This window comes from Neisseria sp. GT4A_CT1, from assembly GCF_000227275.1.
Taxonomy (GTDB): domain Bacteria; phylum Pseudomonadota; class Gammaproteobacteria; order Burkholderiales; family Neisseriaceae; genus Neisseria.
This window is the reverse complement of the sequence record NZ_JH164972.1, coordinates 42,392-62,235: the sequence shown is the minus strand read 5'-3', so window position 1 is coordinate 62,235 and position 19,844 is coordinate 42,392. Positions and strand designations below refer to the sequence as shown.

The following is a 19,844-nucleotide window of genomic DNA, read 5'->3' as shown; positions in this document are numbered from 1 at the left end:
GCCGGTATCAAGGTTTTTAAAATCGGCAGCTTGCCCGAAACAGGGGATATCCGCGAAGATTTACCCTTGGACTACATTGCGCTAAACCGAGCTTTAGAACCGATACGCGAAAAATATCCGCGCGAAAATATGGGCGGCATTACCCGCGAACAGATGTATTATTGGTCGAGAAGATGGGACGGCTGGGAAGTGGAAGAAAAGGACGGCAAGCGGATCTACACCCAAGCGCCGCAGGAAATCATCGGCGTCGAGGAAGAGCCAGTTCCAATTTCAGGTATGTGGAAAATCACCAGCTTTGACGGTGAGACCCGCCATTTCAATAAAGGCGAAATTTTCCCTGAAGGAGAAGGAGTACGGACACAAAAAGCACTTCTCGGACCCCAAATGGGCCTGACCATTTGGGAGCTTGTCAAAGGAGACCATAACGAGCCTTTGCGTAGAAAGGCAATGTGGTAAGGTAACAAGCCATAAATAATCTATTAACAAGTATAGATTGAGCCGAAAACCCAACATTTATCAAGGTCGTCTGAAAAGTTCAAATCCCTTTTCAGACGACCTTTGCTTCGTATCCGTTACAATATCTGTTTTAAACCCTGTCTATCCGTTCTATGAAAACTCTGTTTCGCTCGTTTCCTGCTACTGTTTTGCTTGCGCTGTTGCCTTTGGGTTTCTTGGTGGTGATGGTGGTTGCGCCATTGGTGGCGATGGCGGCTTATGACGGGTCGGCTTGGTCGTTGGTGTTGGCTGACGATTATATGCAGCATCGCTTGGTTTGGACGGTGGTTCAGGCGGCGGTCACTTGTGTGCTGGTTTTGCTGCTTGGTATTCCGGTGGGGTGGTCGTTGGCAAGGTTGTCGTTTCGCGGGCGTGAGATGATTTTGCGACTTTTGATGCTGCCGTTTGTGATGCCGACTTTGGTGGTCGGGGTGGGTGTGTTGGCTTTGTTCGGGGCAAACGGTGTGTTGTGGGCGGGCTGGCAGGATACGCCGTATTTGTTGCTTTACGGCAATGTGTTTTTCAACTTGCCTGTGTTGGTACGCGCGGCGTATCAGGGATTTTTGCAGGTGCCGCAGGCGAGACTGCAGTCGGCGCAGACGCTGGGTGCGGGGGCTTGGCAGCGGTTTTGTTTTGTGGAATGGCCGGTGTTGCGCCCTTGGTTGGCGGGCGGGGCTTGTTTGGTATTTTTGTATTGTTTTTCGGGTTTCGGACTGGCTTTGTTGCTGGGTGGCAGCCGTTATACGACGGTTGAGGTGGAGATTTATCAGTTGGTGATGTATGAGCTGGATATGGCTCAGGCGTCGGTTTTGGTGTGGATGGTGTTGGGGGTGACGGCATTGGCGGGGCTGCTGTATGCGTATTTGAGCCGGCAAACGGCTTCTGATAAGGCGGTTCGTGCTTTGCTGCCGCATCGTCCGCAATCTTTGGGCGAACGTGTTTTGCTGGGTTTTTCTTTAATGGTGTTGCTGCTGTGTTGCCTGCTGCCTTTGGTGGCGGTGGTTTTTTTGGCGGCATCGGCAGGCGGGTCTTGGGGCGTATTGCTGGAACGGGAAACTTTGGCTGCGGGATGGAATACGCTGCGGTTTTCGGGGATGGCGGTTTTGACGGCGGTTGTGCTGGGGGTGATGTATGCGGCGGTTGCGCGACGGGTGGCGTGGGTGCGCAGTTTGGTGTTCTTGCCGTTTATGGTTTCGCCTGTCTGCATTGCCGCCGGTATATTGCTGCTTTATCCGCAATGGACGGCATCGCTGCCTTTGTTGGTTGTCACTTATGCGCTGCTGGCGTATCCGTTTGTGGCAAAAGATGTGCTGGCGGCTTGGGACGATTTGCCTGAAGATTATGTGTCGGCTGCGCGCGGTATGGGGGCAAATGCTTTTCAGACGACCTTGTATGTGACAGCCCCTTTATTGAAACCTGCTTTGCGACGCGGTCTGACTTTGGCGGCGGCAACCTGTATCGGCGAATTTGCCGCCACGCTGTTTTTGTCGCGCCCCGAATGGCAGACGCTGACCACTTTGATTTATTCGTATCTGGGCAGGGCAGGGGAGGACAATTATGCACGGGCAATGGTGTTGACGACGGTTTTGATGCTGCTGTCGCTGATGGTGTTTTTGCTGCTGGACGAACGTGAAAAGACTTGATGTCCGCTTTTGAAATGTAGCATGATGTTTATAGAGGTCGTCTGAAAACATTTCAGACGACCTCAAATCCATTTAGATTGTCAGCAATTCCATTCAAAAATATAGTGGATTAACTTTAAACCAGTACGGCGTTGCCTCGCCTTAGCTCAAAGAGAACGATTCTCTAAGGTGCTGAAGCACCAAGTGAATCGGTTCCGTACTATCTGTACTGTCTGCGGCTTCGTCGCCTTGTCCTGATTTGAATTTAATCCACTATAAAAAGATACGCGGCGAAACCATGCCCCGACATTTTTATTTTCATTCGCTATCCTTTACAATACCTTCCTTTATCTTTCATTCCAGCTTCCTTATGAACGAACACGTTTCCGTCCCATCCCCTGTCGGCGAAGACTACCTGCTCTTAGGTCAATACGCCGAACGCGCCTATCTCGAATACGCTATGAGCGTGGTCAAAGGCCGCGCGCTGCCTGAAGTTTCAGACGGCCAGAAGCCCGTGCAGCGGCGCATTTTGTTTGCCATGCGCGATATGGGTTTGACGGCGGGAGCGAAGCCGGTGAAATCGGCGCGCGTGGTCGGCGAGATTTTAGGTAAATACCACCCGCACGGCGACAGTTCCGCCTATGAAGCGATGGTACGGATGGCGCAGGATTTTACCTTGCGCTATCCCTTAATCGACGGCATCGGCAACTTCGGTTCGCGCGACGGCGACGGGGCGGCGGCGATGCGTTACACCGAAGCGCGGCTAACGCCGATTGCGGAATTGCTGTTGTCCGAAATCAATCAGGGGACGGTGGATTTTGTGCCGAACTACGACGGCGCGTTTGACGAACCGCTGCACCTGCCCGCCCGCTTGCCCATGGTGTTGCTCAACGGCGCGTCGGGCATCGCGGTGGGCATGGCGACCGAAATCCCGTCGCATAATCTGAACGAAGTTACGCAGGCGGCGATTGCGCTGTTGAAAAAGCCGACGTTGGAAACCGCCGACCTGATGCAGTACATCCCCGCGCCTGATTTTGCCGGCGGCGGTCAAATCATCACGCCGGCGGACGAATTGCGTCGGATTTACGAAACCGGCAAGGGCAGCGTGCGCGTGCGTGCACGTTACGAAATCGAGAAGCTGGCGCGCGGACAATGGCGCGTGATTGTGACTGAGCTGCCGCCGAACGCTAATTCCGCCAAAATCCTTGCTGAAATCGAAGAACAAACTAACCCGAAACCGAAAGCAGGCAAAAAGCAGCTCAACCAAGACCAGCTCAACACCAAAAAGCTGATGCTGGATTTAATCGACCGCGTACGCGACGAGTCCGACGGCGAACATCCCGTGCGCCTTGTGTTCGAGCCGAAATCCAGCCGCATCGATACCGATACCTTCATCAACACGCTGATGGCGCAGACTTCGCTGGAAGGCAATGTGTCCATGAACTTGGTGATGATGGGGCTGGACAACCGCCCTGCGCAGAAAAACCTGAAAACGATTTTGCAGGAATGGCTGGATTTCCGCGTCGTTACCGTAACACGCCGTCTGAAATTCCGTTTGAACCAAGTGGAAAAACGGTTGCACATCCTTGAAGGTCGTCTGAAAGTCTTTCTGCACATTGATGAAGTGATTAAAGTCATCCGCGAATCAGACGACCCGAAAACCGATCTGATGGCGGCGTTCGGGCTGACCGAAATCCAAGCCGAAGACATTTTGGAAATCCGCCTGCGTCAGCTGGCGCGTTTGGAAGGTTTCAAACTCGAAAAAGAATTGAACGAGTTGCGTGAAGAACAAGGTCGTCTGAATATCCTTTTGGGCGACGAAAACGAAAAACGCAAGCTGATTATCAAAGAGATGCAGGCGGACATGAAGCAGTTCGGCGACCCGCGCCGCACGCTGGTGGAAGAAGCCGGGCGCGCCGTGCTGACGCAAACCACCGCCGATGAACCCATCACGCTGATTCTGTCGGAAAAAGGGTGGATACGCAGCCGGGCCGGACACAACCTTGATTTGAGCCAAACCGCATTCAAAGAAGGCGACCGCCTCAAACAAACCCTTGAAGGCCGCACTGTTTTACCCGTCGTCATCCTCGATTCATTGGGCAGAACCTACACCCTCGATGCCGCCGAAATCCCCGGCGGGCGCGGCGACGGTGTGCCCGTTTCATCGTTAATCGAGCTGCAAAACGGCGCGAAACCCGTCGCCATGCTCACCGGACAGCCCGAACAGCATTACCTACTTTCAGGCAGCGGCGGCTACGGCTTCATCGCCAAACTGGGCGATATGGTCGGACGCGTGAAAGCGGGCAAAGTGGTGATGACTGTGGACAGAGGCGAAATCGTCCTGCCGCCGATTGCGGTTTATGCCTCCTCGCTCATCAACCCCGACTGCAAAGTCGTACTGGCCAGCAGCGACCACCGCCTCTTGGCGTTCTCGATCGGCGAACTCAAAGTCATGCCTAAAGGCCGTGGTTTGCAGTTGATGTCGCTGACCGAAGGCGCATCGCTGGAACACGTTCTCGTAACCACGGCTGCGGAATTCATCGTTGAAACCGTCGGCAAGCGCGGTGCGGCGCATCAGGAAAAATTGCGCATTTGCGATATCGAGGGCAAACGCGGCAAAAAAGGGAAGGTTTTGGACATCTCAGGTCGTCTGAAAACCTTGTCCGCAGCTTCCGAATAAGCAACAGAGGAAACGATAACACATTGAAAACCTAGAAAACACGGTCGTTTTATGTTATGCTGACAAAATTAAAAAATATTTACGACCGTCTGCGGAAATATTGCAGAACGATTTCAAAAACAGGTACTAATAATGATAAAAATAAACAAAAAGGGTTGCGGATATGAGTAAGTCCGGCTTTCAGGAACTGGGAAACCTGAGCGAGCGGATACCCGGTTTAATCAATATTGCCCGCATTGCCATCGTGCTGCCGCTGTTGGTCATGCATGCTTTCGGCGTTTACAGCAATGGCACCCATATCGGCATGTCATTCCCCCCCGTCGAATTTTACAGCTGGGCAGCGCTGTATTCTTTCCTCATCTTGTTATCCGTCGCCCGTCCGGACTGGCAATGGCAGACTTTGGATTTGCCCAATGCCAGCGCAGTCGTCGATATTTCGATGATGATGATACTGGTGTATATCGCCGGCGGAGTCGATTCGGGCTTCGGCATCCTTGTCCTTCCTTTCGTCGCGACGTCCTGCCTCCTCAGCTACGGGCATTATCCCATGCTGTACGCAGGCTACGCGTCCATGCTGTTCTTCTTCAATCTGCTGCTCGACGGCAGCGTCCGCCTGCATCCGTTTGATTGGGATACGCAGCCCCTGATTACTACGGTCCTGCTCAGCGGCGCGTGTTACCTCGTCGCCATGCTGACTTCGTTCGCCGCCCGCTATTTGGAGCAAGCGACCGAATCTGCCAGCCGCCATCAGCTTGCCTACCGCCGCATCAGCGGGTTGAACCGCCTCGTCCTCAACCGCGTGCAGGAAGCCGTTATCGTCATCGACAGTACCCAGCGCGTCTGGCTTTTCAACAAACAGGCAAAAACCTATTTCCCCGGTTTAGTGGTTGACCAGCAGGAAGTCGTGTTCAGCGAATTGGTTACACGCTGGCAATATCATCCCGACAAACCGTTTGAAACCGATATCCACATCTTCCAACACGCCATGCACGTCCGCGCCGTCCCGCTGATTCAGGAACAGACGGAACTGCTCATGCTGTATGTCCGTTCGCTGCGCGAAGTCGCGGCAGAGGCCATGTCCACCAAGCTCACCTCGCTCGGACAGCTTACCGCGAACCTCGCCCACGAAATCCGCAATCCGATGTCCGCCATCCGTCATGCCAGCGATTTGCTGCAAGAAAGTGATGACGATGCCGAACCCGATCCCGTTAAAGCCAAGCTTTGCGGCATCATCGACAGCAACATCCAGCGCATCGACAAAATGTTGGAAGACATCTCCCTGCTCAACAAACGCGACAATATCAGCCGCGAGCCGATCAACCTGATGAAATTCTGGCTCGACTTCAAACAAGAGTTCACGCTCAACAATTCCGAAGCCATCGGCTGCCTGCGCATGAATATGGACGGCAACAACCTTACCGTCCTCGCTGATGTGATGCACATCCAACAAATTATGTGGAACCTCTGCAATAACGCATGGCGGCACAGCCGTCAGGACGAAAACGCGATTACCGTCCTGATCCGCCCCAGCGGCAGGATGCACATTTCCATCGTCGTTGCCGATAACGGCAAAGGCATTTCGCCCGAAGTTCGCAACCATCTCTTCGAGCCGTTCTACACCACTGAAAAACAAGGTACGGGATTGGGATTGTACGTTGCCCGCGAACTGGCACACGCCAATATGGGCCAACTCCATTACCACCCCGAAATGAACGGATTCGAACTGATTTTACCGAGAGAACACAATGAGTAAGCTGCAAGACCCAGTATTGGTCGTCGACGACGAGGCCGACATCCGTGACTTGATGGAAATGACGCTGATGAAGATGGGACTGCACGTGCAGACCGCCGTCGGCGTAGAAGATGCCAAAGACAAGCTCGACAACAACGACTACTCCCTTGTCTTGACTGATATGCGGATGCCCGACGGCTCAGGTCTCGAAGTCGTCCAATACATAGACGAACTCATGCTCGACACCCCTGTCGCCGTCATTACCGCCTTCGGTAATGCCGACCAGGCGGTCGAAGCCCTTAATGCGGGTGCGTTCGACTACCTGCAAAAGCCGATTACCCTTTCCCAACTGCGTTCGCTGGTTAAATCCGCCGTTTCTGTTTCCAATAGTACAGACGAAATTGCCCAGCCGCCGACCGAAAAACCGTCCGCACCCGTCGCTGCCGCATTCAACAAGCCTAAAACCCCGCCCAAACCGCCCAAACGCGACTTGAGCGGTTCTGTCTCCGTACCCGAAAGCCTGCGTTCCATGAAAGAACGCTTTGCCACCGGCGAAATCGCCATGCGCGCGAACGAAGACGTGCCCGAATTGGGCGGCGAAGAAGATATGCCGAGGCTGCTCGGCAGTTCGCCCCAAATGGTCGAAGTCCGCCACCTGATCCGCCGCCTCGCCCGCAGCGGCGTGCCCGTTTATATTTCCGGCGAATCGGGTACCGGTAAAGAACAGGCGGCGCGTACCATCCACGAATTGTCCGATCGCGCCGACAAGCCCTTTATCGCCGTCAACTGCGGCGCAATTCCTGAAAATCTGATGGAAAGCGAATTCTTCGGCTACAAAAAAGGCAGCTTTACCGGCGCCGACCAAGACCGTCTCGGCTTTTTCCAACACGCCGACGGCGGTACGCTGTTCCTCGACGAAGTTGCCGACTTGCCGCTAGCCATGCAAGTCAAACTCCTGCGCGCCATCCAAGAAAAAGCTGTGCGCCGCATCGGTGATGCCCGCGAAACTTTCGTCGATGTCCGCATCATCTGCGCCACCCACAAAAACCTCGAAGCCCTTGTTGACAGCGGTGCATTCCGTCAAGACTTATATTACCGCCTCAACGTCGTTACCCTGTATATGCCGCCCCTGCGCGAAATGCGCGAAGACTTGGGCGCGCTGATTCTGTACCTGCTCTACAAACACCGCCACGGTACGCAAACCTACAAACTCAGCCCCAAAGCGCAAGAAGCCCTGCTGCATTACAGCTATCCCGGCAACTTCCGCGAACTCGAAAACATCCTCGAACGCGCCGTCGCCCTGACTGTCGGACAAGTTATCCAGTTGGATGATTTGCAAATCCAAAACACGACGACGCCCAAAAACGACCATCCAAACCTCAGCCTTGACGACATCGCCGATTCCGAAACACGAAAAGGCGAAACTTTGGATCACCAGCCGCTTCCGCCGTTTGACCCGCGCACCATGCAGATTCAAGATTACCTTGACCAAATCGAGCGTGGCATTATCGAACAGGCGTTGCAACAAACCCGTTACAACCGCACTCAGGCAGCCAAGCTTTTAGGCATCAGCTTCCGCTCCATGCGCTACCGTATGGAACGTTTGGACATCAATTAAGCTTGCACTTTGCATTGTCTGAACGTTTAGGAAGCAAGACCCGAATATGTGCTTCAAATCTCAAACCGCGTATCTGCCATTCAGTCGGATACGCGGTTTTTGGCGTTCGAGAGGTCGTCTGAAAATTTTCAGACGACCTCTCTGTTTTAGGAGATTTGTGGATAAATACGGTTGAATATAGTGGATTAACTTTAAATCAGGACAAGGCGGCGAAGCCGCAGACAGTACAGATAGTACGGAACCGATTCACTTGGTGCTTCAGCACCTTAGAGAATCGTTCTCTTTGAGCTAAGGCGAGGCAACGCCGTACTGGTTTAAAGTTAATTCACTATAAAATGGTGGCGACAATCACACTTGTAATATTGTGTTGTAAAGCCGTCAGTCCGACGCTTTGCCTACCGCCGTCCATATCTGAGCAAACTATCAAAAAAACGCCGAAATCTTTATAATTCGGCACATATCCTATTTTTCAGACGACCTATCTCCGATAGCGCATCCTTTTGTGGATTAACTGTGGATAAGTTTGTCCTGACCCCTTTCCAGGAATACCTTATGATCCGTTTCGAACAAGTTTCCAAAACCTATCCAGGCGGTTTTGAAGCCCTGAAAAACGTCAGCTTCCAAATCAAAAAAGGCGAAATGATATTTATCGCCGGCCATTCCGGCTCCGGCAAGTCCACCATCCTCAAGCTGATTTCCGGTATTACCAAGCCCAGCAAAGGCAAAGTGTGGTTCAACAACCAAGACTTGGGCGAATTGAGCGACAACCAAATCGGCTTCATGCGCCAGCATATCGGCATCGTGTTCCAAGACCACAAAATCCTCTATGACCGCAACGTCCTGCAAAACGTCATCCTGCCGCTGCGGATTATCGGTTATCAGCCGCGCAAAGCCGAAGAACGCGCCCGCATCGCCATTGAAAAAGTCGGCTTGAAAGGCCGCGAATTGGATGATCCCGTAACCCTCTCAGGTGGCGAACAGCAACGCCTGTGTATCGCCCGCGCCGTCGTCCACCAGCCCAGCCTCCTGATTGCCGACGAACCCTCCGCCAACCTCGACCGCGCCTACGCGCTCGACATCATGGAACTGTTCAAAACCTTCCACGAAGCAGGAACCACCGTCATCGTCGCCGCTCATGACGAAACCCTCATGGCAGACTACGGCCACCGCATCCTGCGCCTCTCGAAAGGACGACTCGCATGAGCATCATTCACTACGTCTCGCTGCACGTCGAATCCGCGCGCACTGCGCTCAAACAGCTCCTGCGCCAACCCGTCGGCACGCTGCTCACCCTCCTGATGCTCGCCGTCGCCATGACCCTGCCGCTTTTCATGTATTTGGGCATCCAAAGCGGGCAAAGCGTTTTAGGCAAACTCAACGAGTCGCCGCAAATCACCCTCTATATGGAAACCGACGCTTCCAAAGCCGACAGCGATACCGTCCGCAACCTGTTGGAACGCGATGCGCGCCTCAACAAAATCCGTTTCATCAGCAAGCAGGAAGGCTTGGAAGAGCTGCAATCCAACCTCGATCAAAACCTCGTTTCCATGCTCGACGGCAACCCCTTGCCCGACGCATTTATCGTAACGCCCGATCCCGCTACGCCGCCCCCACAAATGCAGGCGATTTATCAGGATATGGTCAAGCTGCCCATGGTCGAATCTGCCACCATGGACACCGAATGGGTGCAAACGCTGTATCAAATCAACGAGTTCATCCGCAAAATTTTATGGTTTCTTTCACTGACGCTGGGCATGGCGTTCGTCCTTGTCGCGCACAACACCATCCGTCTGCAAATCCTCAGCCGCAAAGAAGAAATCGAAATCACCAAGCTGCTCGGCGCACCCGCATCGTTCATCCGACGTCCCTTCCTTTACCAAGCCATGTGGCAGAGTATCTTCTCCGCCGCCGTCAGCTTGGGACTGTGCGGCTGGCTGCTCTCCGCCGTACGTCCGTTGGTAGATGCCATCTTCAAACCCTACGGGCTTAATATCGGCTGGCGCTTCTTCCATTTCAGCGAAGTTTCGCTGGTGTTCGGCTTCGTCATCGCCCTAGGCGTCTTCGGCGCATGGCTTGCTACTACGCAGCATCTGCTGGGCTTTAGGGCCAAGAAATAAAATCATTGGATTGAAGCAAAGGCAAAAAGGTCGTCTGAAACTCTAAAACAAGGTTTCAGACGACCTTTGATTGGCTGCTATTTATCGTGTAAGGAAATAATATGCAGGGCAAGCTACTGCCACTCGACTATCACATAGGTTTAAGAAAATCCTTAAGAAGGATGGCGATGATGCTGTTCTTCTTATCCTTGTGCTTGCCTGCCGTAAAAGGAGCGCTAGGTTTAGAAATATGGATGACAGGTTTGATAGTTTTTTGGCATCCAGCAAGCTGGCCTACATTTGCTAATGTAATTTTTATTGTTTTATATTTCAGATTGAATGATGAGAAAGATACCTTACCTTGGTTACCCTGTTTAATGTTAATCCTGATGATACCGGGGTCGATATTTGTGTTGCCTGGTGTATTTGGTTGGGGGTACGTGGTTTGGGTGATGTCAGGTATGCTTCTATGTGCGGATTGGTTATGTAGCCTTATGCCGCACAAACAGCGCCTGATTGTCAGGTTGGCAATCATGGTTTGTCTGATATGGGCTGTCGGCTTAATCGGGATTGGATGGTACCAACAAAGCTTAAACGAGAATATCTTTGAAGGTCTCTATTTCAGTGTGTTTTACAATCCGTTAGGTGTGATGAGAGGATCTTTTTATCAATAGTGAAAAGCCCAAAAACCGGTTGCAATCATGTTTAAAGGCTTTTTGAGGTTGGACGGTTTATGATGGGGTTTTGATTAACGCTGATGGGTCGAATTTTGGTTTAAACTATTTGAAATCATAAGGTTGTTGGAATTGATTTTACCGTTTTGAATTTGAATGGTTAATGAATTGCTCAAATTGGGCGACAAATAGCTTGACAGCGTTTTCAAGTGTCTGTATAGTTCTACTTTCTGACGCGGGATGGAGCAGCATGGTAGCTCGTCGGGCTCATAACCCGAAGGTCGTAGGTTCGAATCCTGCTCCCGCAACCAAATTTTCAAGCCCTCGGTTCTACCGAGGGTTTTTTCTTGGCTTGATTGCCGGGGTAAGTGAATCCCTATACCTTAAGAAGGTCGTCTGAAAACTTGATGTTCGGGTTTTCAGACGACCTTTTTGCGTCAATCATTTTCGTGGACAGAGTCCACGCTACGGCACTTGTGTTGTCAACAAACTTTGTAGCGTGGGCTTTGCCCGCGAACCACTCAAGATTTCAGGTGACCTGTCCGTTTTATAGTGGCTTAACTTTAAACCAGTACGGCGTTGCCTCGCCTTGTCGTACTATCTGTACTGTCTGCGGCTTCGTCGCCTTGTCCTGATTTAAATTTAATCCACTATATCTTCGTGGGTAGAACCTACGTTACGGATACCGAGTCAGCCAAAACCGATAGAAAGTTCAAATATGAAAGGTCGTCTGAAACCTACATCGGGTTTTCAGACGACCTTTTTGCGTCAATCATTTTCGTGGACAGAGTCCACGCTACGGCAATTGTGTTGTCAACAAACTTTGTAGCGTGGGCTTTGCCCACGAATCGCTAAATATTTCAGACGACCTTTCCTACACCTTCCCGCATCGGCAATATCAGGCTTCACTTCTGTCCGCTTTGTTCCACCTGCCGTTTGAAGCGTGTGCCTGCGGCGTGGTAGAAAGGGCGGGGGGAGAATTGGCGGGAGACTTGTGAGGCGAAGATGCAGGCGATGAGCAGCCAGAAGAGGAGGTTTTGTCCGCCGGTCATTTCCATCACGACGACGGCGGAGGTGAGCGGCGATTGGGTGGCGCCGGCGAGGAAGGCTGCCATGCAGATGAGGACGAGGACGTGGGTGCCTTGGGCGAGTCCGGTGAGGGTGGCGATGCGTTCGCCCAAGACTGCGCCTATGGTGAGGGATGGGGTGAAGATGCCGCCGGGCGTACCTGTCCAGTAGGTCAGGACGGTGGAGAACCATTTGGCGGCGGCGAGTCCGGCGGGGGCTTCGTGGATGCCGCGCAGGGCTTGGGCGGCTTCGTGGTAGCCTGTGCCGTAGGTTTTGCCTTGGTAAAGCGTGCCGATAGCGGCGATCAGGATGCCGATGAGGGCGGCGGTAATCAGGGGATGGCGGCGGATGTGTTCGCGCCATTTGGCGGGGGCGAAGGCGGTGGCACCGAGATACAGGGTGCGTCCGAACAGTCCGCCGGCGATGCCGCACGCGAGTCCGCAGCCCAATACCCAGCCGAGCATATTGTCGAGCGCGCCGCCGCTGAAGCCTGAAAAATAGGGATTGTTGCCTTGGATGGCGACTTGGATGAAACCGGCGGCGAGGACGCCGAGTAGGATTTGCCGCTCCCAACGCAGCATGACTTCGCGCCCGAGTTCTTCGATGGCGAAAATCACGCCTGCCAGCGGGGCGTTGAACGCGGCGGCCAGCCCGCCTGCCGCGCCTGCGGCGATAAGATCGTTTTCCTGCATGCCGCGAAAGGCGAAGCCGTGTTTTTTACACCATGCGCCCCACGCGCTCATGACTGCCGCGCCGACTTGGACGGACGGCCCTTCACGCCCGACGGATGCGCCTGCGCACATGGCGAGGAAGGTCAGCGGGATTTTGAGGAGGGTTTCGCGGAGGCGGATCAGGCGGGTTTTGTTGGCGCCGTAGGGCAGGGCGAGGCTGGCGAGCACTTGCGGGATGCCGCTGCCGGAGGTGTAGGGGGCGAAACGGCGGGTGATCCAGACGATGAGTGGCAGCCCGAAGGGCAGGGCGACCCAGGCAAACCAAGGATATTTTTGCACCAACTCCGCATTCGTTTCCAACGCGAAATCCGCCATCCAAGCAAACAGGAGGGCGGTCAGCGCAACCAGTGCCGAACCTGCCAGCAGGAACAGAAAAGCAATGCTTTTACGCGAAATGCGGCGGGTTTGGCGGATTTTGTGCGTGATGTGGTAGGCGGGCGGTTTGGTCGGCATGGTATGCGGAAGTGTGGAAAAGGTCGTCTGAAAAGGGTTATTGCGGAAGGCGGTTTATCAATGCGCCAAGATAGCCTAAACCGAAAGACAGTAAAAATGCAGAAGCGATGCCGACACCCCAGTAAATAGATCGGTGCTGCGTAGGTTTGTCAGTGGTGGCACGCAGCAGTTTGAAATAGAGTGCGAACGTGGCGGATGAGATGGCGAAAAATCAGTAAACAGCCGAAGAGGGAGACAGATGAATAAGAGGCGTAGGCGATTATTGCAGGTTTCAGTGTGTAAAGTACGCCCGCGCCTACCGCCCATTTCCAGATGGGATAGAGCTTGTCGGGGAAATCCAGCGTCCCCACAGCTTGAAATCTGCCGAATGCCAATATCAAAGCAATGTCAAAAAAGATGGATGCAAAGAGTAACATCATAAAATAATTTCCTTGTGAGTAAGATGTTTTTGTTTTTAAGACGACCTCGGGGTCGTCTGAAAAAAGAGGGGAGGCAGCCTGTTGCCCCTCCAGTCAATGCATAATAAATAAGTTTGCCCAATAAAACAATTTTTCGGACAGTAGGGTTAAGGATATACCTGAAAGAATGCCCAGTCCCCAATAGATAAACCGGCGGCGTTTCGGGTTGGACGTGGTATGCAACATTTTGAAATACAAAAGCAAGCAGCCGAATATGCAGATGGTTTGAAACAGGATGAGGGGGAGGCTGTCAATGGCTTTGGAAATCGAATCATGAACGATGATTGTCACTATGCGTATGCATAAATAAATCAAAGCCGAGCCTGCCGCCGAATGCCAAAAGGGGACGGGCGAGTCGGATGAGTTGGTTGTCCTGTGGGGTTGAAGCCTGCCGAATAACAATATAAAGACAATGTCAGACATAATGATGGCTCCCTTGACGTAAGCTGTTTTTGTGTTTCAGACGACCTCGGGGTCGTCTGAAATGTTATGGTGCGGCGATATGGGGCAGTATAGTGAATTAACTTTAAACCAGTACGGCGTTGCCTCGCCTTAGCTCAAAGAGAACGATTCTCTAAGGTGCTGAAGCACCAAGTGAATCGGTTCCGTACTATCTGTACTGTCTGCGGCTTCGTCGCCTTGTCCTGATTTAAATTTAATCCACTATACCGCGCTAAGGTGTGTCAGTACGTCGATCATCCGCAACGCCGAAGCGGCTGCCGTACCCCGGCAAACACAGTGATGCAGCAGAACAGTATGGGTTTTCGCGGATAAAGCCCGCGTTACGGTTTGCACTTGGTCTAAAGGTCGTCTGAAACGGTTTTCAGACGACCTTTTTTCGTACTGCCTTAACCTGTATTGCGCAAACCTTGTGCCACGCCGTTGATGGTCAGGTGCACCATCAGGAGGGTGTGCGGGTCGTGCGGGTCTTTGCGCAGGCGTTTGAGCATGGCGACTTGCAGGCCGTTGAGCGCGTTCAGGTACGGAATCCGCAGGGCAAGCGAGCGGGCGAGGCTGCGGTTGTCGCGCAAGAGTTCGTCGGTTTGCAAAAGGTCGAGCAGGGCTTTGCGGCTGCGTTGGTATTCTTCCTTAATCATGCCGAAGATGACGGCGGCTTTTTCGGGCGATTCGCTCAAGCCGGCGTAGTTTTCGGCGAGGGTGATGTCGGTTTTCGCCATGACTTGTTCCATATTGGAGAGCATGGCTTGGAAGAAGGGGTTGTGCTGCGCGTGTTCCCGCAGGGCGGCGAGGGTTTCGGGTTTGCCTTCGCACAGGCTTTCCACTGCGCTGCCGAAGCCGTACCACGCGGGCAGCATGAGGCGGTTTTGCATCCATGAGAACACCCACGGTATCGCGCGCAAATCCTGTATCCGCGCCAAGGTTTTGCGGCTGGCGGGGCGGCTGCCGAGGTTGAGGGTGGCGATTTCCTGTATGGGGCTGGTTTGCAGGAAATAGTCGATGAAGTCGGGGTGGGTAATCAGCTCGCGGTAGTATTTGAACGATACGTCCGACAATGCCTGCATGAGCGCGGGTTCGGGGTCTTTTTGATCGGGCAGCAGGCTGGCTTCGAGCGTCGCGGCGACGAGGGTTTCGAGGTTGCGCACGGCGTTGCCGGGATCGGCGTATTTGGCGGTGATGACTTCGCCTTGCTCGGTGATGCGGATTTGTCCGGCCACGCTGCCCGCCGGTTGGGCGAGGATGGCTTGGTAAGACGGGCCGCCGCCGCGTCCGACGCTGCCGCCGCGGCCGTGGAAGAGGCGCATACGGACATCGTATTTTTTGAAGAGTTCGACCAAGCCCAATTCCGCCTGATAGAGGCACCAAGAGCTGGTAACGTAGCCGCCGTCTTTGTTGGAATCGGAATAGCCGAGCATGATTTCCTGAATGTTGTCGCGGCTTTGCAGCAGGTCGCGGTACCATTCGTTGCTGAACATGGTTTCCATGACGGGGCAGGCGTTTTCGAGGGCTTCGATGGTTTCGAAGAGGGGGACGATGTTGATGCGGCTTTGCGGTTTGCCGTTTTCAACCGTCAACAAGCCGCTTTCTTTGAGCAGCAGCGCGAGGGCGAGCAGGTCGCTGGGCTGTTCGCAGTTGGAGATGATGCTTTGGGTAACGGCGTTCTCGCCGAATTCGTCTTTGATGTTGCGCGCTTCGTTGAAAATCGCCATTTCGCGGCGGGTGTGTTCGCTGTAAGTGATGAACGGGCTGGACAGCGGCCGCTGGTGTTTCAGCTCGCGCAGCAGGACGGTTTGTTTTTCCGTTTCGGAAAGGCTGCCGTAGTCTTCCAAACCGGCGTGTTTGAAGAGTTCGGCGACGACATCGGCGTGTTTTTCCGCGTGTTGGCGCAAGTCGAGCGGCATCATGTGGAAGCCAAACACGGACACGGAGCGGATCAGGTCGGCGAGCCTGCCTTCGCCCAAAAGCGCGCTGCCGTTGTCGCGCAGGGAGCGTTGCAGCTTGTGGAGGTCGTCTGAAAACTCTTGTGCAGAGGCATAAGGCATCATGAAACCGAATTTGCAGCCCATGCCCAAACCGAGCGAGCGGGCTTTGCCCATCACGCGCGCCATGATGTAGGCGATGGCGCGGCGGTACGGCTCTTCGGTGCGGGCGATTTCTTCGTCTGGCGATTCGTCCGACAACGCCATTACGTCGTCGTTGACTTTGACGCGGCGGACGGAAAGCGGCAGCTCGCGGTAGAGTTTGTCGAGTTCGCCGCGGTAAAAACGGAACACCGCGTCGGCATGGCGGCGGAAAGCAAAACGCAGGGTCTCGGCGGAGACAAACGGATTGCCGTCGCGGTCGCCGCCTATCCAGCCGCCGATTTTTAAGATGTCGGGCACGTCCACATCAGGATAGGTCGTCTGAAACTCGCGTTCCATGCTGCGGTAGAGTTTGGGCAGCGCCTCGAAGAAACTCATCGGGAAGATGGATACGCCGTTGTTGATTTCATCGTTGACGCTGAGTTTGTGGTGGCGCGTTTCGCTGGTTTGCCATAAGCCCAATAAGATAGTGTCGATTTCGCGGCGCAATTCCGCCAGCGCGTCGGCATGGGTGCAGCGTTCGCGGCGGGGCAGGAGGGCGCGGATGCGGCGGTTGAAGTTCAACACGGTTTGGCGTTGCACTTCGGTCGGGTGCGCGGTCAGAACGGCGGTAACATTGGTCGTATTTAATTGTTTTTGAACCGCCTTGCCGCCGATTTTCGCCGCTTTGAGTTTGCGTACCGTTTCCGCCAAGCTGCCTTCCGCGCCGCCGTGCCCCGCCTCTTCGTGGATTTGGCGGCGGCGTTCGTGGTGTACGTCTTCGGCGATGTTCAGAATCTGCGCGAACAAGCCGCAGGCAAGCGTCAGGTCGTGGGTTTGCTGTTCGTCCAGTTGCGGCAAAACCTTCTCAATCAAAGCCGCGCTGTCGTCCGAAGTGGACAACAGTTTGACCGTTTCCACCACCAAAGGCGAGGCTTCTTCATGCAGGAGTTTGTACAAAGATTGTTTCAAAAATTCCGCGTCTGCCGCTAGAGCCGCGTCTTTGGGATTGTTCAGGATATGCAGTTGCATGATTTTCTCTCTTTATTTATCTTAAAAACAAACGTAAAACATTGTATAGCAGGTCGTCTGAAACCGCCATCGGAAAAGGTGTTGCAAAACACCGAAACTTGATGTAACCCGCGTCCGCACAAGTCAAGCCGTTAATTCCTTAACAAAGCCGTCCGTGCATTTCAGTCCGATTATTCTGCCGTTCGTATCCGCAGCATAGTCCGAAGCGTAGAAATCCCGTAAAATACTACGACATAAAATCCTATTTTCACGCAGGCACAGTATGTTCAACTTCAATTCCGTACGCGAAAACGACAAACGCCAACCCACCGTCCGCACCGCCGTGGCAAGCGGCTCTATCAACATGAGTACCTCCGCCATCAAAGTTTTGGCGGAAAACGCCACCCAAAACGCAGGCATCCTCAACGTCGCCCGTATCGCCGCCGTCCAAGGCATCAAGCAGGTCGGACTGCTTGTCCCGCTTTACCAGCCCCTCCCCCTGCAACACGTCCGCGTCGATTTCGATGTCGATGTCGAACTCGCCTACGTCAAAGCCACCGTAACCGTTTCCTCTGAAGTCGGCAAAAGCATCACGACCGAAGCCGTCACCGGCGTCAACATCGCCCTCATATCCATTTACGACATGATGAAAGAAGTCGACCAGTCCATGATGATGACCCGCATCCACCTCGAATCCGAAAGCGGCGGCGAACGCGGCCCGTTCGTATTCGACGATGCCTACGAAAACATCGAATTCTGATTGAACAAAAAAAGGTCGTCTGAAAACCGGTTTGAGGTTTCAGACGACCTTTGGTATGAGGCATACGGATGAATATAGTGGATTAAATTTAAATCAGGACAAGGCGACGAAGCCGCAGACAGTACAGATAGTACGGAACCGATTCACTTGGTGCTTCAGCACCTTAGAGAATCGTTCTCTTTGAGCTAAGGCGAGGCAACGCCGTACTGGTTTAAAGTTAATCCACTATACAACAGGGGGCAAACATCGGGACGGCGTTGCCCGTTTTGCCGATTCCATCCGCGATATAACATTCAGACGACCCATCATGAACGACCACCAACTGCTCCGTTACAGCCGCCACATCCTTCTCGACGAAATCGGTATCGAAGGGCAGGAAAAAATCCTTGCCGCCCGCGTCCTCGTCGTCGGCTGCGGCGGGCTGGGTGCGGCAGCCCTCCCGTATCTTGCCGCTTCGGGCGTCGGCAAACTCATCATCGCCGACCACGACACCATAGACGATACCAACCTCCAACGCCAAACCGCCTTCACCGAAGCCGACATCGGACAAGCCAAAGCGCAAGTGATGGCAGGTCGTCTGAAAGCCGTCAACAGCGCGTGCGACATTACCGCCCTGACCGAAAAGCTGGACGAAGTCCGCCTGACCGAACTCATGCGCGCCGCCGACATCGTCCTCGACTGCACCGACAACTATCCCACCCGCCAAGCCATCAACCGCGCCGCCGTTGCCACCCGTACCCCGCTGGTTTCCGGCGCCGCCGTGCGTTTTGAAGGGCAAATCGCCGTGTACCGCCCTGATTTGCCCGACAGTCCTTGCTACGCCTGCCTGTTTGACGGCGACACCGCCGACGACGGCGCCTGCGCCCTGTTCGGCGTATTTTCTCCGTTGGTCGGCATCATCGGCGCCACCCAAGCCGCCGAAGCCCTCAAAATTCTCACCGGCGCAGGCGAACCGACACACGGCAAACTGACGACCTACAACACCCTCACCGCCAAATGGCAGACATTCCGCGTCCACAAAAATCCGGATTGCGGCGTATGCGGCAAACCGTACAAGGCGTAGTAGGAAGGTTCACTAAAAGTAATAAAAGATGCGGAAACGGTGTTTCAGACGACCTTTTCAAGAAGATTTAAGTCGTAGGAAAGGTCGGTTTTGCATCGATAAAACTGCACCACACGGCTTATTTCACATAAAATGTGATTGCCTGAATCACGAGCAATCTTGGGATGCGCTATGTACACAGAACCCCGGCAAACTGACCACCTGCAAATATCCTTCTCTCCTACTGATCAAGACAGACGCTATGCGGGAAAGCGGCTTTTGCGTTATATAGAGCCTGATTGGCGGCGCAAATATTGGTTTGGTTCGGCTGCGTTCCTGCTGATGTGGGGCATTCTATTCGTCTTTGCTTGTTGGTTGTTTAACGGCATCAACAACACCTATGTTCAAAACTGCTATCTGTTTGCCGATTCGCAAACTGACAGTTTGGAGTACTGTCTGTATAAAGCCAGAGACGACAGCAGCTCCCTATGGATAATGGCGGGTCTCATCTACGCCACCTCCATGGTGATGTATTTTGATCAGCGTTGGACATATCGCAGCTTTGCCCGCAGAGCTGCCCATCCTCTGAAAGGGCGGCGTTTCTCCCTTAGCCTTTCAGCCGAAGGCTTGACACAGGAGGAAGCAGGGCGCAACAGGCATTTTCATCATTGGGCAGGCGTGGAACGTATCATCGAAGACCAAGCATTCCTGCTGTTTTATATCGACCGTAACATCGCCTATTTTATTCCGATTGCCGCTTTTGCAGAGGCGGGAATGGATGCCCACGCGTTTTATACCCGAGCGATGGAGTTGAAGGCTGCGGCAGAGGCGACAAATCCGGACGAAATAAAGGCTACCTGAAAACCTATTTTCGGTTTTCAGGTA

The 19,844-nt window shown here is 53.7% G+C and carries 14 protein-coding genes, 1 tRNA gene and 2 pseudogenes; 13 read left to right on the top strand and 4 right to left on the bottom strand.

From position 1 onward, the window contains the following. The 9 genes and pseudogenes from HMPREF1028_RS12585 to HMPREF1028_RS12545 form a co-directional block, all read left to right on the top strand. Positions 1–456, top strand: a pseudogene (locus HMPREF1028_RS12585) (hypothetical protein); the annotation flags it as partial. A gap of 152 nt (positions 457–608) precedes the next feature. Further along, positions 609–2,138, top strand: a complete 1,530-nt coding sequence (locus HMPREF1028_RS12580) for an iron ABC transporter permease (protein WP_009313148.1) — start codon at positions 609–611, stop codon at positions 2,136–2,138. A gap of 349 nt (positions 2,139–2,487) precedes the next feature. After that, positions 2,488–4,797 carry a DNA topoisomerase IV subunit A gene (gene parC, locus HMPREF1028_RS12575; protein ID WP_009313147.1) on the top strand — a complete coding sequence of 770 codons (2,310 nt, stop codon included), beginning with the start codon at positions 2,488–2,490 and terminating at the stop codon, positions 4,795–4,797. 163 nt (positions 4,798–4,960) lie between these two features. Next, entirely contained in the window at positions 4,961–6,550 is a 1,590-nt protein-coding gene (locus HMPREF1028_RS12570; RefSeq protein ID WP_009313146.1) for a HAMP domain-containing sensor histidine kinase, read from the top strand. Continuing rightward, positions 6,543–8,147: a sigma-54 dependent transcriptional regulator gene (locus HMPREF1028_RS12565; protein ID WP_009313145.1), complete on the top strand. Its 1,605-nt coding sequence runs from the start codon at positions 6,543–6,545 to the stop codon at positions 8,145–8,147. The genes HMPREF1028_RS12570 and HMPREF1028_RS12565 overlap by 8 nt, the downstream gene beginning before the upstream one ends. A 552-nt stretch (positions 8,148–8,699) precedes the next feature. Then, entirely contained in the window at positions 8,700–9,350 is a 651-nt protein-coding gene (ftsE, locus tag HMPREF1028_RS12560; protein ID WP_003765335.1) for a cell division ATP-binding protein FtsE, read from the top strand. Further along, positions 9,347–10,264 (top strand): permease-like cell division protein FtsX, encoded by a 918-nt coding sequence (ftsX, locus tag HMPREF1028_RS12555; RefSeq protein ID WP_009313144.1) that lies wholly within the window; start codon positions 9,347–9,349, stop codon positions 10,262–10,264. The genes ftsE and ftsX overlap by 4 nt, the downstream gene beginning before the upstream one ends. A gap of 101 nt (positions 10,265–10,365) precedes the next feature. After that, positions 10,366–10,917 carry a hypothetical protein gene (locus HMPREF1028_RS12550; protein ID WP_009313143.1) on the top strand — a complete coding sequence of 184 codons (552 nt, stop codon included), beginning with the start codon at positions 10,366–10,368 and terminating at the stop codon, positions 10,915–10,917. Between the two features lie 234 nt (positions 10,918–11,151). Further along, positions 11,152–11,228, top strand: a tRNA-Met gene (locus HMPREF1028_RS12545). Between the two features lie 239 nt (positions 11,229–11,467). Here the strand turns inward: HMPREF1028_RS12545 and HMPREF1028_RS14985 are convergent. The 3 genes and pseudogenes from HMPREF1028_RS14985 to HMPREF1028_RS12535 form a co-directional block, all read right to left on the bottom strand. Then, positions 11,468–11,575 (bottom strand): annotated as a pseudogene (locus HMPREF1028_RS14985) (IS5/IS1182 family transposase); the annotation flags it as partial. A gap of 247 nt (positions 11,576–11,822) precedes the next feature. Beyond that, positions 11,823–13,169: a chloride channel protein gene (locus HMPREF1028_RS12540; RefSeq protein ID WP_009313142.1), complete on the bottom strand. Its 1,347-nt coding sequence runs from the start codon at positions 13,167–13,169 to the stop codon at positions 11,823–11,825. A 149-nt stretch (positions 13,170–13,318) separates the two neighbouring features. Next, positions 13,319–13,588 carry a hypothetical protein gene (locus HMPREF1028_RS12535; protein ID WP_009313141.1) on the bottom strand — a complete coding sequence of 90 codons (270 nt, stop codon included), beginning with the start codon at positions 13,586–13,588 and terminating at the stop codon, positions 13,319–13,321. A gap of 216 nt (positions 13,589–13,804) precedes the next feature. Between HMPREF1028_RS12535 and HMPREF1028_RS15770 the strand changes: the two genes are divergently transcribed. Then, positions 13,805–13,933 (top strand): hypothetical protein, encoded by a 129-nt coding sequence (locus tag HMPREF1028_RS15770; protein ID WP_283119086.1) that lies wholly within the window; start codon positions 13,805–13,807, stop codon positions 13,931–13,933. 542 nt (positions 13,934–14,475) lie between these two features. Here HMPREF1028_RS15770 and ppc read toward each other — a convergent pair. Next, on the bottom strand, positions 14,476–17,178 hold the full coding sequence (gene ppc, locus HMPREF1028_RS12525; RefSeq protein ID WP_003760477.1) for a phosphoenolpyruvate carboxylase: 2,703 nt from the start codon (positions 17,176–17,178) through the stop codon (positions 14,476–14,478). A 262-nt stretch (positions 17,179–17,440) separates the two neighbouring features. Here ppc and HMPREF1028_RS12520 point away from each other — a divergent pair, with 262 nt between their 5' ends. The 3 genes from HMPREF1028_RS12520 to HMPREF1028_RS12510 all read left to right on the top strand — a co-directional run bounded on the left by HMPREF1028_RS12520 (position 17,441) and on the right by HMPREF1028_RS12510 (position 19,820). Beyond that, on the top strand, positions 17,441–17,917 hold the full coding sequence (locus HMPREF1028_RS12520) for a cyclic pyranopterin monophosphate synthase MoaC (RefSeq protein WP_003760475.1): 477 nt from the start codon (positions 17,441–17,443) through the stop codon (positions 17,915–17,917). A gap of 307 nt (positions 17,918–18,224) precedes the next feature. Then, positions 18,225–18,980, top strand: coding sequence for a HesA/MoeB/ThiF family protein (locus HMPREF1028_RS12515; protein WP_009313139.1), 756 nt, complete (start codon positions 18,225–18,227; stop codon positions 18,978–18,980). Positions 18,981–19,151: 171 nt separating this feature from the next. Further along, positions 19,152–19,820 (top strand): YcxB family protein, encoded by a 669-nt coding sequence (locus tag HMPREF1028_RS12510; protein WP_009313138.1) that lies wholly within the window; start codon positions 19,152–19,154, stop codon positions 19,818–19,820. Positions 19,821–19,844 lie beyond the last annotated feature (24 nt).

Bases quoted from the DNA above. Each gene is read 5' to 3' on its own strand.
- HMPREF1028_RS12580 (WP_009313148.1), top strand. From the start codon at position 609: ATGAAAACTCTGTTTCGCTCGTTTCCTGCTACTGTTTTGCTTGCGCTG.
- parC (WP_009313147.1), top strand. From the start codon at position 2,488: ATGAACGAACACGTTTCCGTCCCATCCCCTGTCGGCGAAGACTACCTG.
- HMPREF1028_RS12570 (WP_009313146.1), top strand. From the start codon at position 4,961: ATGAGTAAGTCCGGCTTTCAGGAACTGGGAAACCTGAGCGAGCGGATA.
- HMPREF1028_RS12565 (WP_009313145.1), top strand. From the start codon at position 6,543: ATGAGTAAGCTGCAAGACCCAGTATTGGTCGTCGACGACGAGGCCGAC.
- ftsE (WP_003765335.1), top strand. From the start codon at position 8,700: ATGATCCGTTTCGAACAAGTTTCCAAAACCTATCCAGGCGGTTTTGAA.
- ftsX (WP_009313144.1), top strand. From the start codon at position 9,347: ATGAGCATCATTCACTACGTCTCGCTGCACGTCGAATCCGCGCGCACT.
- HMPREF1028_RS12550 (WP_009313143.1), top strand. From the start codon at position 10,366: ATGCAGGGCAAGCTACTGCCACTCGACTATCACATAGGTTTAAGAAAA.
- HMPREF1028_RS12540 (WP_009313142.1), bottom strand. From the start codon at position 13,169: ATGCCGACCAAACCGCCCGCCTACCACATCACGCACAAAATCCGCCAA.
- HMPREF1028_RS12535 (WP_009313141.1), bottom strand. From the start codon at position 13,588: ATGATGTTACTCTTTGCATCCATCTTTTTTGACATTGCTTTGATATTG.
- HMPREF1028_RS15770 (WP_283119086.1), top strand. From the start codon at position 13,805: ATGCAACATTTTGAAATACAAAAGCAAGCAGCCGAATATGCAGATGGT.
- ppc (WP_003760477.1), bottom strand. From the start codon at position 17,178: ATGCAACTGCATATCCTGAACAATCCCAAAGACGCGGCTCTAGCGGCA.
- HMPREF1028_RS12520 (WP_003760475.1), top strand. From the start codon at position 17,441: ATGTTCAACTTCAATTCCGTACGCGAAAACGACAAACGCCAACCCACC.
- HMPREF1028_RS12515 (WP_009313139.1), top strand. From the start codon at position 18,225: ATGAACGACCACCAACTGCTCCGTTACAGCCGCCACATCCTTCTCGAC.
- HMPREF1028_RS12510 (WP_009313138.1), top strand. From the start codon at position 19,152: ATGTACACAGAACCCCGGCAAACTGACCACCTGCAAATATCCTTCTCT.